This is a genomic window from Alcaligenes parafaecalis, from assembly GCF_026344135.1.
In the GTDB taxonomy this organism is placed as follows: Bacteria; Pseudomonadota; Gammaproteobacteria; order Burkholderiales; family Burkholderiaceae_B; genus Alcaligenes; species Alcaligenes parafaecalis.
Genome location: NZ_JAPKNA010000002.1, coordinates 237892 through 254645, shown reverse-complemented (window position 1 = coordinate 254645; position 16754 = coordinate 237892). Strand labels below are relative to the sequence as shown.

General features: G+C 56.7%; 13 protein-coding genes. 8 read left to right on the top strand and 5 right to left on the bottom strand.

Features of this window, described 5'->3' with window-relative positions; genetic code table 11:
* Positions 1-34 precede the first annotated feature (34 nt).
* The 8 genes from OSH09_RS08080 to pgi all read left to right on the top strand — a co-directional run bounded on the left by OSH09_RS08080 (position 35) and on the right by pgi (position 10549).
* Positions 35-2296, top strand: a complete 2262-nt coding sequence (locus OSH09_RS08080) for a NosR/NirI family protein (protein WP_266120678.1) — start codon at positions 35-37, stop codon at positions 2294-2296.
* 61 nt (positions 2297-2357) lie between these two features.
* A complete protein-coding gene (nosZ, locus tag OSH09_RS08075) occupies positions 2358-4262 on the top strand; it encodes a TAT-dependent nitrous-oxide reductase (protein ID WP_207872424.1) in 1905 nt (634 codons plus the stop codon).
* A 7-nt stretch (positions 4263-4269) separates the two neighbouring features.
* On the top strand, positions 4270-5604 hold the full coding sequence (locus tag OSH09_RS08070) for a nitrous oxide reductase family maturation protein NosD (RefSeq protein ID WP_222669011.1): 1335 nt from the start codon (positions 4270-4272) through the stop codon (positions 5602-5604).
* Complete coding sequence (locus OSH09_RS08065; RefSeq protein ID WP_266120677.1) at positions 5588-6505, top strand: ABC transporter ATP-binding protein; 918 nt, start codon at positions 5588-5590, stop codon at positions 6503-6505. Before OSH09_RS08070 ends, OSH09_RS08065 begins: the two co-directional genes overlap by 17 nt.
* A 3-nt stretch (positions 6506-6508) precedes the next feature.
* Positions 6509-7339 carry an ABC transporter permease gene (locus tag OSH09_RS08060; RefSeq protein WP_207872427.1) on the top strand — a complete coding sequence of 277 codons (831 nt, stop codon included), beginning with the start codon at positions 6509-6511 and terminating at the stop codon, positions 7337-7339.
* Positions 7336-7851 carry a nitrous oxide reductase accessory protein NosL gene (locus OSH09_RS08055; RefSeq protein WP_266120676.1) on the top strand — a complete coding sequence of 172 codons (516 nt, stop codon included), beginning with the start codon at positions 7336-7338 and terminating at the stop codon, positions 7849-7851. The genes OSH09_RS08060 and OSH09_RS08055 overlap by 4 nt, the downstream gene beginning before the upstream one ends.
* Positions 7852-7883: 32 nt before the next feature.
* Positions 7884-8894: an FAD:protein FMN transferase gene (locus OSH09_RS08050; protein WP_266120675.1), complete on the top strand. Its 1011-nt coding sequence runs from the start codon at positions 7884-7886 to the stop codon at positions 8892-8894.
* 89 nt (positions 8895-8983) lie between these two features.
* Positions 8984-10549, top strand: coding sequence for a glucose-6-phosphate isomerase (gene pgi / locus OSH09_RS08045; protein WP_266120674.1), 1566 nt, complete (start codon positions 8984-8986; stop codon positions 10547-10549).
* Between the two features lie 23 nt (positions 10550-10572).
* Here pgi and OSH09_RS08040 read toward each other — a convergent pair whose 3' ends face one another.
* Genes OSH09_RS08040 through OSH09_RS08020 form a run of 5 tightly spaced genes read right to left on the bottom strand, consistent with a single transcriptional unit; the run spans position 10573 to position 16711 of the window.
* Positions 10573-12111 (bottom strand): LTA synthase family protein, encoded by a 1539-nt coding sequence (locus tag OSH09_RS08040; protein WP_266120673.1) that lies wholly within the window; start codon positions 12109-12111, stop codon positions 10573-10575.
* The gene (locus OSH09_RS08035; protein WP_266120672.1) at positions 12101-12874 is read right to left on the bottom strand and encodes an SDR family NAD(P)-dependent oxidoreductase; all 774 of its coding nucleotides are present in this window, start codon (positions 12872-12874) and stop codon (positions 12101-12103) included. The genes OSH09_RS08040 and OSH09_RS08035 overlap by 11 nt, the downstream gene beginning before the upstream one ends.
* Positions 12861-14339 (bottom strand): glycosyltransferase, encoded by a 1479-nt coding sequence (locus OSH09_RS08030; protein ID WP_266120671.1) that lies wholly within the window; start codon positions 14337-14339, stop codon positions 12861-12863. Before OSH09_RS08030 ends, OSH09_RS08035 begins: the two co-directional genes overlap by 14 nt.
* Before the next feature lie 15 nt (positions 14340-14354).
* Positions 14355-15440, bottom strand: coding sequence for a CgeB family protein (locus OSH09_RS08025; RefSeq protein ID WP_266120670.1), 1086 nt, complete (start codon positions 15438-15440; stop codon positions 14355-14357).
* Complete coding sequence (locus OSH09_RS08020; RefSeq protein ID WP_266120669.1) at positions 15437-16711, bottom strand: glycosyltransferase family 4 protein; 1275 nt, start codon at positions 16709-16711, stop codon at positions 15437-15439. Before OSH09_RS08020 ends, OSH09_RS08025 begins: the two co-directional genes overlap by 4 nt.
* Positions 16712-16754: the final 43 nt, after the last annotated feature.

Below are 16754 nucleotides of genomic sequence, written 5' to 3'. Positions count from 1 at the left end.
CATCTCGCAAGAATCTTGTTGCAGGTGGTAAGAAATGACGTCCCTCAATCGCTTGGCCCGGCATGTGCAGTTGCGTACTCTCTGGCTCCTGCTTTTTATACTCGCGGCCTGTTTAAGCAGCACTTCAGCACACTCTACTTCTCGCATTGCCCACTTCCTCCCGGACATTGCCCTCAACGAGATTTACCCGACCGCCACCCATACCAGCGAGCCCTCAGGCACGCTACCCGTTGCCAAGGTCTTCAAGGACCAGGAGCAACTGGGGTACGTGTATGTCACGACTGACATCGTCAACACACGCGGTTATTCCAGCTTTCCCATCGACACTCTGGTAGCCATGAGCATGGATGGCAGCATCCTGGCTGCCAAGCTGCTGGAACACCATGAACCTATCGTGTTGATTGGTATTCCAGAGTCCCGCGTCGATGCCTTCATCCAAGGTTATGTCGGCCAGAACTACGTCAAGAACCGGCCTAAACCCGGTGCCCCTCCTCCCGTTGACATCATCAGTGGTGCCACTGTGACCTTGATGGTGGTGGGCGACAGCATCATGCGCTCCTCCCAGTTGGTGGCGCGGCAAGAAGGCATAGGCCAAGCGGCCGCCCCGGCTACGGCACAAGCAGCGGTCAAGCGCAGCATCGATACCAGCAATCACAGCATTTCCAGTTGGGACGAGCTGATCCAAAGCGGTGCCATCCAACGCCTGCATGTCAGCGTGGCCGATATCAACCAGGCCTTTGTGGATAGTGGTCGCACAGAAGCCGCCGCCCATCCCCAGGACGGCGCCCCAGAAGATACCTTTATTGATCTGTACGCAGCCCTGGTCAGCGTACCCAGTATCGGACAAAGCCTGCTGGGTGAATCTGACTACAACTATCTGCAGCAAGAGTTGAAACCCGGTCAGCAAGCCATGCTGATTGTCGGCAATGGCCTGTATTCCTTCAAAGGTTCGGGCTATGTACGCGGCGGGATTTTCGACCGCATTGAAGTCATCCAGGATCTGGACAGCTTTCACTTCACCGATCTGGACCATCAGCGTTTGCCCGGCGTCAAAGCGGCCAATGCGCCCGACTTCAAAGAAGCCGGCCTGTTCAAGATCCCCGCTACTGCCACCTTTGACCCTGTCCAACCCTGGCGACTGCAATTACTGGTACAGCGCGTCCTGAGTGTCAAAGACAAAGCCTTTGTAACGCTGAACCTGAACTACCAATTGCCCGAGGCCTATTTGACTGCGCCTCCTGCTGCAACGCCCGCCCCCGCTGCTGAACTTGCAGAACCAGACGACCTGGAAACAGCCAGTGCTCCCCTGTACAAGCAAATCTGGGCTGGCAAGAAAGTACAAATTGCCGTGCTGCTGGTGTCTTTGCTGACCTTGGGCGGAGTCTTCTTCTTCCAGGACACGCTGACCAAGCACGAAGTGTTCTACCGACGCTTTCGTATCGGCTTTCTGCTGTTCTCCCTGGTCTGGATTGGCTGGTATGCCTCGGCTCAACTTTCAGTCGTCAACGTACTCACCTTCTCCCACGCCCTGCGTACCGACTTCCGTTGGGAATACTTCCTGATGGACCCCTTGGTGTTCATCCTGTGGATCGCCACCGCCATCTCTCTGATTTTCTGGAATCGTGGCGCTTTCTGTGGCTGGCTCTGTCCCTTTGGGGCCTTGCAGGAACTGGCCAACAAGCTGGCACGCTTCCTGCGTATTCCCCAGATCAAGGTCGCCTACAGCGCGCATAAACGGCTGGTTGCCATCAAGTACGTCCTCTTCATTTTGCTTTTTGGCTTCGCTCTGTACGACATGGCTGTGGCTGAAAAGATGGCTGAAGTGGAGCCCTTCAAGACCGCCATCATCCTGAAATTCATTCGCGACTGGCCGTTCACGATTTTCGCTGTGCTGCTCCTGATTGCGAGCCTGTTTATCGAGCGTTTTTACTGCCGCTATCTCTGTGCCCTGGGTGCCGCCCTGGCCATTCCCGCCCGCCTGCGCATTTTTGATTGGCTGCGTCGCTACCCCATGTGCGGCGACCCCTGTCAGCGCTGTGCCACCGACTGTCCCGTACAGGCCATTGAGCCCGAAGGGCCAATCAACCCTAACGAATGTATCCAGTGCCTGAACTGCCAGATGCTGTATCACCACGAGAAAAAATGCCCGCACCTGATTCAAAAGATCGCCAAACGCAAACGCGGTAAAGCGGCCCCGGTCGCCGTTGCCAGCACGCTGCAAGACGATGCTGCTCCACGCCCTACCGTGCGTCCACGCAGCCTTGATAGTTCCGATTCCACGCCAGCCACGCCGTGAGACGGCTGGGCGCACACCCAGCGCCAGTCGGCCACGTCATCACAAAAAGGAAGATCACACCATGTCCGAGAACAAGCAGGATAAACAGGGTTTGAGCCGCCGTGCCTTTCTAGGTACCGCCGCCTTATCCGGCGCTGCGGTGGTCAGCGCCACCCACATTGGCAACGCCTTGGCGGATACCAAAAAAGCACCGGACGGGCTCAACGCCCACATCGAGCCGGGCGAACTGGATCAGTACTACGCCTTTAACTCCGGCGGTCAGTCCGGCGAAATCCGCATCATGGGCTTGCCGTCCATGCGCGAGCTGATGCGTATTCCTATTTTCAATATTTGTAGTGCCACAGGCTGGGGGATTACCAACGAAAGCCGCCAGATCATGCGTGCCAACCTGACGCCTGAAACCCTGGCTTTTGCTGACTCCCTGGGCGGCATTTTGCCCAACGGTGATGCTCACCACCCTCATATGTCCTTTACCGACGGGACCTACGACGGCCGCTTCATCTACATCAATGACAAAGCCAATAACCGCGTGGCACGGGTGCGCTGCGATGTCATGAAGTGCGACAAGATCATTGAAATTCCCAATGCCGACGGTATTCACGGCCTGCGTCCACAGCGCTATCCACGTACCGGCTATGTGTTCTGCAACGGCGAGCACATTGTCCCCTTGCCTAACAACGGCACCATCTTTGGCAACCCCAAAGAAAACTATTTTTCTGTGTTCACCGCGATTGATGGCGACACCATGGAAATCGCCTGGCAGGTGATCGTAGACGGCAACTTGGACAACTGCGACGCCGACTATCAGGGCAAGTACGCGTTCTCCACCTGCTACAACTCCGAAAAGGGCCTGGATGTCGGCGAAATGAGCGCCAACGAGCAGGACTGGGCCGTGGTGTTCAACCTGAAGGCGATTGAAGACGGCGTCAAGAAAGGCGACTTCAAGGAAATGCAGGGCGTCAAAGTGCTGGATGGCCGCAAGGGCTCGCGCTACACCCGCTACATTCCCGTGCCTAACTCCCCACACGGTTGTAACGCCTGCCCCGACGGCATTCACGTGGTCTTTAACGGCAAGCTCTCGCCCACCGTCACCATGATCGATGTACGCCGCCTGGATGACTTGTTTGCCGACAAGATCAAACCGCGCGATTGCGTAGTGGCTGAACCTCAACTGGGCCTGGGCCCACTGCACACCGCCTATGACGGTCGCGGCAATGCCTACACCACCCTGTTTATCGACAGCCAGATCGTGAAGTGGAATATGGCCAAAGCCATTGAGGCTTACCAGGGCAAAGACGTAGACCCCATCATCCAGAAGCTGGATGTGCACTACCAGCCTGGCCACAACCACACCACCATGGGCGAGACCAAAGAGGCCGATGGCAAATGGCTGGTGTCGCTGAACAAGTTCTCCAAAGACCGTTTCCTGAACGTAGGCCCGCTCAAGCCAGAGAACGATCAGTTGATCGACATCTCGGGCGACGTCATGAAGCTGGTTCACGACGGCCCAAGCTTTGCCGAACCCCACGACATGCTGCTGGTTGCAGCCGACAAGGTACGACCCAAGCGTGTGTGGACCCGTGATGACCCCTGGTGGGACAAGGCACGGAAGATGGCCGAGAAAGACGGCGTCACCCTGGAAGGGGCTTCCAAAGTCATCCGCGACGGTAACAAGGTGCGGGTCTACATGACAGCCGTTGCCCCTGTGTTCTCGGTGCCCAGCTTCGAGGTCAATCAGGGTGACGAGGTCACTGTCGTGGTCACCAATATGGAGATGATCGAAGACTTGACCCACGGCTTCACCCTGTCCGGCTACGGCGTGGCAATGGAAATTGGCCCACAGCAGACCAGCTCGGTGACTTTCACAGCCTCGCGTCCCGGTGTGCATTGGTACTACTGCCAGTGGTTCTGCCACGCCTTGCACATGGAAATGTCCGGCCAGATGAACGTGAAACCCAAAGCCTGACGGTGACATGAAGCCTTTCCGCCTACTCCCCACCCGTGCACGATGCGCCAGCCCAGCCCTTGGGCTGGCCCTGAAGCGGCTCACGGCCCTGGCCCTTGCGGCCAGTGGCCTGACAGCTCAGGCCGCCATGATCCAGGTGCCCGCCGACAGCGCGCTGCAAGCCATGATTGATGCGGCCCAGCCTGGCGACACCCTGGTTCTGGCGCCTGGCCGCTATCAGGGCAACATCATCGTGAACAAGCCTTTAACCCTTCAAGGCCCCAGTGACCGACAGGCCGTACTGGTCGGTGAACGCGAAGGCCGCACGGTTTGGGTGCAGGCGGAAAATGTGCAAATACGCCATATCACGGTCAGCAACTCTGGCTTGAGCTTGCCGGATATGGATGCGGGCATCTTCCTGGATAAACCCGCCCATAACGCCCTGATTGAAGAAAACGACATCCTCGACAATCTAGTGGGGGTATACGTCTGGGGGCCACATAACGCGCTGGTGCAAAACAACACCATTGTGGGCAATAAAGAGCTGCGTCTGAATGAACGCGGCAATGGCGTCACCTTGTGGAACTCCCCAGGTTCACGCATTTTGCACAACGATATTTCCTGGGGACGCGACGGCATTTTTTCTAATACCAGCCGCGACAATGTCTTCAGCCACAACCGCTTTACCCAACTGCGCTACGCGGTGCACTACATGTACACCAACAATAGCGAGGTCAGCAGCAATATTTCCATAGGCAATGACATTGCCTATGCCCTGATGTTTTCGCAGTTCCTGACGGTACGCGAAAACATCAGCATCAACAGCACGCATCAAGGCTTGATGCTCAATGCAGCCCAGCAATCCACCATTACCGACAATATTGTCGACGGTGCAGAAAAAGGCGTCTTTCTCTATAACGCCAACTTCAATCAGATCCGCAACAACCTGATTCAGAACACCCAGATCGGCGTGCATTACACCGCCGGTTCCGAGGGTAACGAGATCACGGACAACGCCTTCATACAGAATCAGAATCAAGTGAAGTATGTAGGAACACGGTATCTGGAATGGTCCAGCAAAGGCCGGGGCAATTACTGGAGCGATCACAGTGCTTTTGACCTGAATGGCGATGGCATCGGTGACACCGCTTATCGCCCCAATGGCCTGATTGAACAACTGGTCTGGCGTGCCCCCTCTGCTCGCGTACTGTTGAACAGCCCCGCCGTTTCCATCGTGCGCTGGGCACAAACCCAATTCCCTGCCATTTTGCCCGGCGGAATCATCGACAGCGCACCGCTCATGCGTGCGCCGGTCAATCCCGTCTGGGAGCGCTACAAGGCCACTCATGACCCCATCCGATAAACACCGGGCCCCAGCCCCTGTCGCGCTGTCCAACGTCAGCAAGCTCTATGGTCAGCAGCGCGCCGCCAACGCGGTGAACTTTGAGCTTTACCCCGGCCAGTGCACCGTGCTGGCTGGCCACAATGGCGCGGGCAAAAGCACAGTCATCAAACTGATTCTGGGCCTGATCCGTGCTGATGAAGGCAAGGTCACCCTGCTGGACCATGATGCCAGCTCCTCCCAGGCTGCCCGACTGCGCGCCCATATCGGCTACTTGCCCGAAACCGTCGCACTGCACCCTGCCCTGACCGGCACCGAAACATTGGCCTTTTACGCCCGACTGAAAGGCTTGCCTACCAGCGATAACCAGGCTTTGCTGGCACGGGTTGGCATTGCCCAAGCAGCTCACAAACGCGTCGGCACCTATTCCAAGGGCATGCGCCAACGGCTGGCACTGGCCCAAACCTTGCTGGGCAAACCCCGTGTGCTCTTGCTGGATGAACCGACAACCGGTCTGGACCCTGCCTCACGGCTGCTGTTCTACGACATCGTGCAAGAACTGCGCGATGCCGGAGCCACCATTCTGCTCAGCACTCACGCTCTGGCGGAGATGGAGCGTCTGGCTGACCGCATCATCGTGATGCAACAGGGACGCAAAATTGCCGATGGCACCTTGTCCGAACTGCGCCAGCACGCTGGCTTGCCAGTACGTATCCGCTTGACCGTAGAACAAATGCCCGACTCTGTGCTGCAGCACTGGAAGGTCATAGCCGCAAACCGCCTGGAGCGTCACTGCACCGAAGCCGAGAAACTTCAGGTCCTGCGCGATGCCCATGCCATCCCCGGTCTCTGCGATCTGGAGCTGGAGTCTCCCGGTCTGGACGAGCTGTATGCGCACTTTTTGAAGCGCGAGGATTACTAAGCCATGAACCCTGTCCTGATCATCATTCAAAAGGAAGTGCGCGACGGATTGCGCAACCGCTGGGTACTGGCTGTGACCCTGCTGCTGGCGGCTCTGGCTTTATCGCTGGGTTTCCTGGGCAGCGCCCCCACCGGCAGCGTCAAAGTAGATCCTTTGACAGTCACCGTTGTCAGCCTGTCCAGTCTGTCTATTTTCCTGATTCCGCTGATCGCCATGCTGCTGTCCTACGACGCCATTGTGGGCGAGATCGAACGCGGCACCATGTCTTTGCTACTTAGCTACCCCGTCCATCGCTGGCAGGTTCTGGTGGGCAAATTCCTGGGCCATGCCTTGATCCTGAGTCTATCTACCGTCGTAGGGTATGGCCTGGCAGGAATCACCTTGCAGATGGCACATGGCGGCTTGGACTTCAGCGTCTGGACACCATTTCTAGCCATGATGGGTGCCAGCATCCTGCTCGGTGCCAGTTTCCTGTCCATGGGCTATTTCATCAGCACCCTGGTCAGAGAACGAGCCACCGCAGCAGGCTTGGCTATCGGCATCTGGCTGTTTTTCGTTGTGATCTACGACATGGCTTTACTAGGCATTCTGGTTGCCGATCAAGGCGCCATGATCACCGCTTCCTGGCTGAACATCATTTTGCTTTTCAACCCTACCGACGTGTACCGCCTGCTGAATCTAACCGGCTATGAGAATGTCGCCATGTTCGCCGGTATGGCCGGTTTAAGCGAGCAAGCCCGTTTGCCCGCCAGTCTATTGATGGGAGTTTTGCTGCTATGGATCGCCGTGCCCTTTGGTCTGGCAAGCCTGGTATTCAAAAAGAAGGCTTTATGAAAAAACTGCGCAGCTTTTTATTGCTCTGCCTGGGCCTGATACTGGCCGCCTGCGGACAGCCCGAGCAAGTACAAGCACCACCTCCACCCGTCGTGCAGATTCCCCAGACGGCCGTAGGCCATTACTGCGGCATGTACCTGTTTGAGCATCAAGGCCCCAAAGGACAAATTCTCTTGCGCGAACGCGAGGCACCGCTATGGTTCACCACCATCCGCGAGGTCTTTGCCTACACCTTGCTGCCTGAAGAATCCAGAGCCATTGCCGCCACCTATGTACAAGACATGGCCCAGCGCGACCAGGACGGCCAGTTTCCCGAACAGGCATGGATACCGGCACAAGATGCCTGGTATCTGATCTACAGCCGCTACACCGGCGGCATGGGAACCATCGACGCCCTGCCCTTCAGCCAGGAGCAGGCTGCCCAAGACTTCCAGCAGCAACATGGCGGCCAACTGGTTCGCTTTGCCGACATGCCGGAGAACTACATCTTTGGTGCGGTCGCGCTGCCTTGAAACGCTTACTTTCCTGATTCCAGGTACTTGTCATGACTTCTACCCCCGTTTCCCGTCGTCGTTTTATCGGTATCGTGGCCGCAACCAGCGCCCTGACTTGCCTGCCATGGGCGACAAAAGCGATGCAAGCGCCCGCCACCCCACTCAGTTCCTGGCAGGGAGTGGCCTTGGGTGCCGATGCACAACTGCATATCCATCACCCCGACCCTGTTTTTGCGCAGACGCTGATCGACAATGCCTTGTCCGAAGTGCGCCGCCTGGAGCGGATATTCAGCCTGTACCAGGAAGACAGCGCCTTAAGACGCCTGAACCGCGACGGCTATCTGAAACAGGCCCCCGGAGACTTGACCCGCCTGTTGCTGGAATCGCAGCGCCTGAGCGACTTAACTCACGGCGCGTTTGACCCAACTGTGCAGGTGTTATGGGACTTGTATAGTCAGGCAGCACAACGTAGTGATAGCTCTTCCAAGCTTCCTACCGCAGTCGAGCTAAACCAAGTCCTGCGGCAAGTGAATCACAAAGCCATCCAGATTCAGGATGACACCATTCGTCTGAAACGGCCCGGCATGGCGCTGACCCTGAACGGCATTGCACAGGGCTACATTACCGATCGCATCACAGAACAATTGAAGCAGGCTGGCCTGGAGCATGCCCTGGTCGATATGGGTGAAATACGCAGCCTGGGCATGGCGCCGGGCGACCGCCCCTGGCGCGTCGGCTTGGCTGGCGATCAGGTGGACCGTACCAGCTTGCTGGATCTGGATGTACACAACCAGGCCGTCAGCACCTCCTCAGGCTCAGGAACAGCACTTAGCCGTGATGGCTCGGTCACGCATCTGTTCAACCCTGACAATGGCCAAGCCCGCCCCTTGTATCGCAGCGTCTCTGTCGTAGCAGGCAATGCCACAATTGCCGATGCCTTATCCACGGCTTTTTCCTGGATGTCACCCCAGGAGATTGCACAGGTCTTGACGACTGATCCCAGTCTGCGGGCTTGGGTCTTGCCCTACAAGAGCGAACACTTGGTGCCCATCCACTCGTAAACACCCAGACAAACCCGCTAGCGCGCAAACGCTCAAGTCTGACAAAGGCTCGTACAATGGCGGTTTCGTCCACTGCTGACTGATGCCCTATGCCAACGAGCCCCAAAAACCTTCCCTCTGCCGCTCCCTTACCCGGTCTGCCAGAATGGACGGGCTTTTGTGAGGCCGCCCTACAGGCTGATCAGTACGCCCTGGAGCTGCATTGTCTGAAGGCTGCCGGGCTACAAGTCGATTTAAGCGGACAACGCCATTCCCCTGAATTACAAAAAGCGGGGGAACAACTGTTGGTCACACGTAACTTTGATGTGGCCCGCAAGTTGCTCTTGAGCGGCGGCATCGTCAACAACACGGAACACCGTGCCGCCTGGCATAGCGCCTTACGCGCACCCGCTCCCATGGCCGACGTCGCCAAAGAGCGCGAGCGCATGAATGAGTTTGTGCGCGTAGCCGACTCCGAGCGCCGCTGGCGCAACATCATTCATATTGGTATCGGTGGCAGCGACTGGGGAGTCCGCCTGTCTTTGGCTGCTTTTGGATATCGCCATAGCTGGCGCAATGTGCGCTTTCTGGCCAATATCGACGGCCACGCCCTGGACCACGCCCTGTCGGGCATGGACCCTCATGACACGCTGGTCGTGATCGCCTCCAAATCCTTCACCACCACCGAAACGCTGAAAAACGGCCAGCGCGCCCTGGAATGGCTGCAAGCCGCGGGTGTCGCCAACCCTTACGAACAAATCGTGGCCGTAACCGCCCGCCCCGACACCGCATCGAATTGGGGTATACCGCAAAAACAAATCTTTCAGTTCTGGGATTGGGTCGGTGGCCGCTTTTCGCTGTGGTCTGCCGTCAGCCTGACGACTGCCCTGGCCGTCAGCAGTGATGTCGTCGCGGGTATGTTGTCAGGTGCTGCGGCCATGGACCAACACTTTCAGGAAGCCCCCATTGCCTCCAACGTCCCCATCCAGATGGCCTTGTCTGGCGTGGTCAACCGCAGTGTGCTGGGCTATGGCTCCTTGAACATCTCACCCTACGACTTCCGCCTGGGCAATCTGGTGCCCTACATCCAGCAACTAGATATGGAGTCTTTGGGTAAATCCGTCACCACTAGCGGCGAACCAGTGGGAGTCGCCACCGGCGCAGCCGTCTGGGGACTGGCTGGAACAGACGCACAACACACCTTCTACCAATGGTTGCACCAAGGCAGCGATGGCGCCCCCGTCGACTTCATCGTGTGCCAGCAGGCAGACCACCAACAGCCAGAACACCACAATCTGCTGCTGGCCAACTGCCTGGCGCAACGCGAAGCCCTGATGCGCGGCAAGACCTACGAACAGGCGCTGGCCGAATGCCAAAGCCAGGGCGACCAAGCCGCCGAGCTGGCCCACCACCGAGTGCACTCGGGCGGACGGCCGAACACCTTAATCGTGCTGCCGCGTCTGAATCCTTTCTCATTGGGTGCCCTACTGGCCTTATACGAACACAAGATTTTTGTGCAGGCCTTGATCTGGGGGATCAACCCCTTTGATCAATGGGGCGTGGAATACGGCAAGGTTCTGGCCAATGGGATTTTGCAGGAGCTTTCAGGGGAGAAGGACGCCTCTGCCGAGCATGATGTTTCTACGCGGCATTGGATAGACGCTTTCAAGTCTTGAACTCAAGAAGACGACCAAGGCGCCTACTTGAGCATCACTCCACTTAAACGCATCCACTGCCCCGCCAGATCATGAATCGCGGCATCCTGATGCAGCGCCCCCGACTGATCTCCAGTCGAATTCCAGATAAAGTAATCCACATCCCCACATGGCGTGCCCAAGGCGGCATACACCGAGGGCATGATGGGGACATGGTCGCCATACCAGCACAGGCTGGCTGGCCGCGCTGAGGTCGTCAGAGCCTGTCGCAAGCGTGTCAGCATGGCATCGGCATTGCGAATATGGCGTAGATAAATCGTCAGGTCTTCGCAAGCCGCGGGCGGTGCCTGGCGATACAACTTCTCCATATCTCCAGCCGCCACCTTCTCCAGATGCAAAGGCCCATGATTTTCCATGGTGATGACGTGAATAAAGACCGGCCCCTGAGCCTGTTCCAACACGCTGGCGACTTTATCTGCCACCGCCTGATCTCCGATATAAGGGCCGGTGCGCTCTACATCACCAAAGGCCTTGATATCCAGAAACTCATCAAAACCAAACAGTGGGAACACACGATTGCGTTGGTAGAAGCTGGCGGGATAAGGATGAATGCAAATCGTGCGATAGCCTTGGTTTTTCAACCAGGAGGCCAGAGTCGCCACTGACCATCCCGCACAAACCGCACGATACGGATTGAATCTATGGACGCCCAGAGCGGTGTTCTCGATGCCGCTCAAAAAAGAGAACTCGGACCGTACCGTGTTTGCTCCCCAGGCGGGAACATGCAGATGGCCGCAGGCGCTGGCTTGAGATTTGAAACGGTCAAACTCCGCCAGAATCTCTGGCCGTATTCCATCCCAAATACGGCGAGCATCAAAAAAAGACTCGCTTTGTACAGAAACCAGATGCGGCTGCTCCGTCAAGGACTTAGCGCCTGACAAAGCCTGCGGAACCTTATCCACAAAGGGAGAGGATAAAGTCGGACGCTGCCGCCCTTGCTGCCAATAACGCCAGAAGCTGGCTAACAACCCTAGGGCCTGCACATCCTGCTCCGGTGCAATCTGCACCGCCAAACGCGCACTATTTCCCCAAAGCAGCAAGCCCATGCTGAGCACAAAAAGCAGAGCCAAAGCCCCCCACTGCGCTGTCCAAGCAGCCCGCAAGGCGGGAACTGTTTCCAGCCACAAACCAATCGTCAGGGCGGCAATAAAGCCCGCTGCTGCCAGAAAGAACTTGCCCCAGCCCAGAAACGGAATATAGAGCCGAGGGTGACGGATCGCATCCGTAAAATACTCGTAGTCCTGGAACACAAAAGCTTCACGCAAAGCCTTGAACTTGGCATTGCTGACTACAACCAACAGCAGAAAAAATGCGCACAGCAAGGCCGTGGCAAAAATAGGCCGCCCCAGCACAAAAACCAGCACGACATACGCCAAGCCATACAGGCCGACATGTAAAGCCCATGCCGCTGCGGGACGCCGCAAACTGGCCGCGGTTTGCAAAAAACGCTCCAGCCCGACTGTCAGAGCCAGTCCCGACACGGCAGCCAGGATTACAGTCCAGAATCCGGGCTCAAGCGTCATAACCAATCTTGCTCAGAATAAAGACGGAGACTCGGGCAGGCAGGACCGCCAAAAACCAGCAGCCGAGATTAAGAGGGAAAGGAAAGCTGATGCGCGCTTTATTCGCTTCAAGACCACGCGCAATACGTTGAGCCGCCCGCTGTGGAGACCACAAGAAAGGTTTAGGGCCGGGCATGGCATCACACATAGGCGAGCTGACGTAGCCAGGCATCACCACATTGATCTTGATCCCTTCAGGAGCCAGCCAGCCGCGCAAGCCTTCACCGTACGCTTTGACTGCAGCTTTGCTGGCGCTGTAAGACGGCGTGGTGGGCAAACCAAAATAAGCTGCCAGCGAGCTCATCAACGCGATCTGTCCACGCCCCCGGGCCCGCATCGCAGGCAGCACAGACTGCACCACACGCAGCGTTGCCTTCACATTAATATCCAGCAGCAGCTCGGTCTCTTCCCAGGCCTCAGGCTCGCCATTGGGGCCAACGTGAATGTTCATGCCTGCATTCACAATGACAAGATCGAACGCAGCGCATTGTGACAGCCAGCTATGCAAGGCATCCAGATCCCGTAAATCAAGTTGATGGGTCTGAACTTGCGCACCCGCCTGTCGGCAGCGCTCGGCCAAGGGTTCCAGAATGGCGGCATTGCGACCGTGCAGAATTAATTCCGTACCAGGCTTGGCATAGTGCAGCGCCAGCTCGCCACCAATTGCACTGGTGGCACCGGTAATCAGAACTCGTTCCTGCCCTGCTGGTTCAGCTACGCTCACGCGTCCTCCTTTCTTGAAAGGACCAGTACAAAACCATGCCAAAGCCTACGCAAACCGTCGCATTAAGGGGTATCAACAAGTAATTGCCCATGTGTATGGCCACATACAGGGCCAATGCCGAATACAGGAAGGTAAACACTTCACCGATCAACAAATACAGATTGATGCGGGGCTGTCTTGCCGCCTTCTCGCCTGCACCTTTGGGCGTGCGGTTAAATTCCCCATACACCTTGAACGCCGCACGCACGCCACCGACAAAATAATACCAAGCCATAGGCGGGAACATGGCGACATACAAATAGGTATGCCACACGGTTCCCAACACACCGGGCCGATCATCAAAGCGCGCGCCCTTGCGAGCCCCAAAGGCATTATTCAAGGCCCAAACCGCCACCAGCAAAAAGAACAGCGGTGCGCCCCAGCGCAAAACCACATGGTCAAAATCCAGCAAGTAATTCAGTGGCAGGCTCAACAAGATCAAGGCATAAATAGACGCCAGCATGACCGATGAAAACATCATGGAAAACGCATGCATACGCTTCATCAAGGGCATGTCCTGATGCCACATCTGCCCCAAATGCTTGAAGGCACTGTGGATCAAACCCCGGCCCCAGCGCTCCCGTTGCACCCGAAAGGCGCTGATGTTCTCGGGCAAGGTAGACATGGAGACCACATCACGCAGATAGGCGTACTTCCATTCGCCAAATTGGGCCCGATAACCCAGATCTACGTCCTCGGTAATGGTGGAGGCATTCCAGCCCCCCAGAGCCTCTACACACGCACGCCGCCAGACACAGGAACTACCGCTTAACGAGGCCATATCCCCGTCTTCGCTCAAGCCCACTGTCACATACTGCTGGTGGCCCATTTCCATAGCCTGAAAGCGGGTCAGGAAAGAACGATCGCGGTTCTCATAGCCAATGCCGGTTTGTAGAAAACCTAACTTCTCGTCCCTGAAAGGTGGAATGGTTTTCTTCAAAAAATCGGCAGGTGGTAAAAAGTCCGCATCAAAAATCGCAAAAAACTCGCCCTGAGAATGCTGAATACCATGCACCAGATTCCCTGCTTTGTAGCCAGAGCGATCTGTACGCTGAATCCGGCGAATGGGTAGGCCCTGCCTGGCTAACTGATCAACTTTATTTTGTGCCAACAGCGCGGTCTTATCCGTGGAGTCATCCAGCACCAGAATTTCCAGAGCTGACACCGGATAATCCAGCCGACAAGCCGCATCGATCAAGCGCTCCACCACCGCCGCTTCGTTATAAATCGGTAATAAAACACTGACCTTGGGATACCATTCCTGCTGCAAAGACACAGGCGACTGCACCAGCTCGCTTAACTTGCGACGCTCCACGCGCCGCGAGATCAGCAACACCCGCAGCTCCAGAACTACGTACAGGGCAAAGGCCCCTACCACCAATAAGAACAGCGCCTGAATCAGGTACGCAAAAACACTCACAATCATGGAAACAAGCGCACCCTAGAAGCCGACCACATCAGCCAACTCCTGGAGACGATGCTCCCAGGTGTGGAACTTGCGCACATAGGCCGCCCCCGCAGCCGCACGCTCGCAGTCCTGAGCGGTGGGGCCTTGACGCAAACGGGCAAACAATTCGCTGGCCTGCTCACGGGAATGCACCACGTGGCAGTACTCACTGAAGTAACGATCCACCGCGCGGCCTGGATTCGTCACAGCAATACCCCCGCTGGCCAGAATCTCCAATAAACGGCGCGAACACATGGTGTCCGAGTCCGTAACCGAGTTCACATTCAGGCACATCACATGTTCTTTATAGATACGCCCCGTCTCACGATGCGGCACCTGTCCGTGAACCTGTACGTGACTTGAGCGAGGAAAACGAAACTCAATATGCCGGGACAAGCGATCATGATTTCTGTCGTAAGCATTCAGATGCATTTGCGCATCCTCACAGGCCCCAAAGACCATGTCCAGAAAGCGGCGACGCTCACTCAGAATACGGCGGTAATAACTGCCGGTAAAACAACCTTCCTTGCGCGTGAACTCAAAACCCGTGAAGTTATGGAACGCGGGCTGATAAGGCATGCTCAAGGTGTTCACGGGCACATCGGGATTCAATCGGGCGCGATAGCGCGGCAGGCAATCACTGTCCGTAGTGAACACATAATCAAAGGCCTTGGCCACATCAATAAAGTGCTCGAAATAAGCCCCATCGTCCTTGTTCCAGAACACCGTGGGCACGCCCTGGTCTTTAGCAAACTGCACCAGCTTGTAAATTGTGCGTGGGGTACGCAGGCGAATCAGCCGCGACTGCTTGGCCAGCTCGTAACGCCATACCCCGCCCAGCCCATGAAACACCGACTCCACAAAGACCAGATCCGGCTTCCAGGAGGAGATGACCTCTTCGTAGTTACGCGGGTTCAGAATCCGAATGGAGCATTCCGCCGACAGACAGTCTGCCGTGAAGTAATCCGAGACCAAGGCCACTTTCAACTGACCAAATGGCCCTGCAGGCTTGCCGTCTTCGCTAACGGTGGGGTGCTTGTAGACACGCGCACCCAAAGCCCGGATTGCTCGACCAATCATGAACGAACCCCGGCAGGCAAAGCATGCACCACAAAGTCTGCCCAGCTACGACGCGCAACCGCTTCTTCACGCGCCAGAACACCATCCTGGGCCAAGGCTTCCGGGCCAGCCTGCAAAGTCTCATCCAGCACGCGGGCTAAATCCTGCACATCACCCGCTTTAAAAAAACGTACCGAACGGCAAGGGCCCACCTCATCCTGAAACACCGGCAAATCCGGCACCAAGACAGGCTTGCCCATCGCCATAGCCTCAACCAGCTTGATGGGAGGCACAATACGGCACACTTCAAAGGGACGACGAGGAATGCAGACCAAGGCGGCCTTGGTTTGCAAAGCACGAGCCTCATCCGGCGAGACACGACCTGCAAACAGCACATGCTTTTCCATACCCAGGCTCTGCACCTGGGCTTGTAACTGTGCACGCGCTTCCCCGTCTCCAATAATAGTCAGGGTGATATCCTTGCCACGGCCAGCCAGATCAGCCACAGCATCAATCAAGACATCCAGCCCTTCATAAACAATCAGGGAACCGGCATAAACAATGGTATTGGGCTGTACATCCTGAGCGGCACCGGGAGCAAAACGGGATGGATCAACGCAATTGGGCATCAGACCCATGCGGGCAGGATCCACGTTCCAATGTTCACGGGCGTATTGGCCCAATTGCTCGGAAATGACGAACAAACGATCTGCCTGACTGGCAACCAGACCTTCCAGCTCCAGACCTTGTTTGAAACCTTGAGAATCGCGAAACTCCGGCATGCGAGATGCACGACTTAACTCCCACAAGCCACGCATTTCGTATTGAAACGGAATGCCTAGCTGACGGGCAGCAATCAAGGCAGGTAAAGCGTTAACGTGATTGGAAGCGGCGTGAATGACAGCGACGCGTTGCTTGATGGCTTCCTGGGCGATAGAGGTGGCGGCTTCTATGGCGAACTGCATGACGGGGCGCTTGTTGGACGGATTGCGAGCATGCGCATAACGCACTCCATCCACCAAGGTTTCATCTTGCTCGGCATCTACCAGCCTGTCTTTACGATCCCAGGGATAGCCCGGGCGCGTCAGTACACAAATATCCCCGCCTGCCGCCTGCATGGCGCGGATGATTTCATGGGTGCGGGTCGTGTACCCACTGATGTGATAAGGCAAGGCGCTGGCAGGTACATACAGCAAACGTCCTGGCACGGGCTCATAAGGTGTCTCGCGACGCTGGCCGCGCCGGGTTTGCCGACGCACCGTAAACAAGGTCAACCGCCGGCTCAGAGCCATCCAAGGCTCACGCAACAGCCCACGCCATAACTTAAAGAGCATT

Excerpts from the sequence above, each read along its gene's own strand:
- OSH09_RS08080 (WP_266120678.1), top strand. The coding sequence starts at position 35 with ATGACGTCCCTCAATCGCTTGGCCCGGCATGTGCAGTTGCGTACTCTC.
- nosZ (WP_207872424.1), top strand. The coding sequence starts at position 2,358 with ATGTCCGAGAACAAGCAGGATAAACAGGGTTTGAGCCGCCGTGCCTTT.
- OSH09_RS08070 (WP_222669011.1), top strand. The coding sequence starts at position 4,270 with ATGAAGCCTTTCCGCCTACTCCCCACCCGTGCACGATGCGCCAGCCCA.
- OSH09_RS08065 (WP_266120677.1), top strand. The coding sequence starts at position 5,588 with ATGACCCCATCCGATAAACACCGGGCCCCAGCCCCTGTCGCGCTGTCC.
- OSH09_RS08060 (WP_207872427.1), top strand. The coding sequence starts at position 6,509 with ATGAACCCTGTCCTGATCATCATTCAAAAGGAAGTGCGCGACGGATTG.
- OSH09_RS08055 (WP_266120676.1), top strand. The coding sequence starts at position 7,336 with ATGAAAAAACTGCGCAGCTTTTTATTGCTCTGCCTGGGCCTGATACTG.
- OSH09_RS08050 (WP_266120675.1), top strand. The coding sequence starts at position 7,884 with ATGACTTCTACCCCCGTTTCCCGTCGTCGTTTTATCGGTATCGTGGCC.
- pgi (WP_266120674.1), top strand. The coding sequence starts at position 8,984 with ATGCCAACGAGCCCCAAAAACCTTCCCTCTGCCGCTCCCTTACCCGGT.
- OSH09_RS08040 (WP_266120673.1), bottom strand. The coding sequence starts at position 12,111 with ATGACGCTTGAGCCCGGATTCTGGACTGTAATCCTGGCTGCCGTGTCG.
- OSH09_RS08030 (WP_266120671.1), bottom strand. The coding sequence starts at position 14,339 with ATGATTGTGAGTGTTTTTGCGTACCTGATTCAGGCGCTGTTCTTATTG.
- OSH09_RS08025 (WP_266120670.1), bottom strand. The coding sequence starts at position 15,440 with ATGATTGGTCGAGCAATCCGGGCTTTGGGTGCGCGTGTCTACAAGCAC.
- OSH09_RS08020 (WP_266120669.1), bottom strand. The coding sequence starts at position 16,711 with ATGGCTCTGAGCCGGCGGTTGACCTTGTTTACGGTGCGTCGGCAAACC.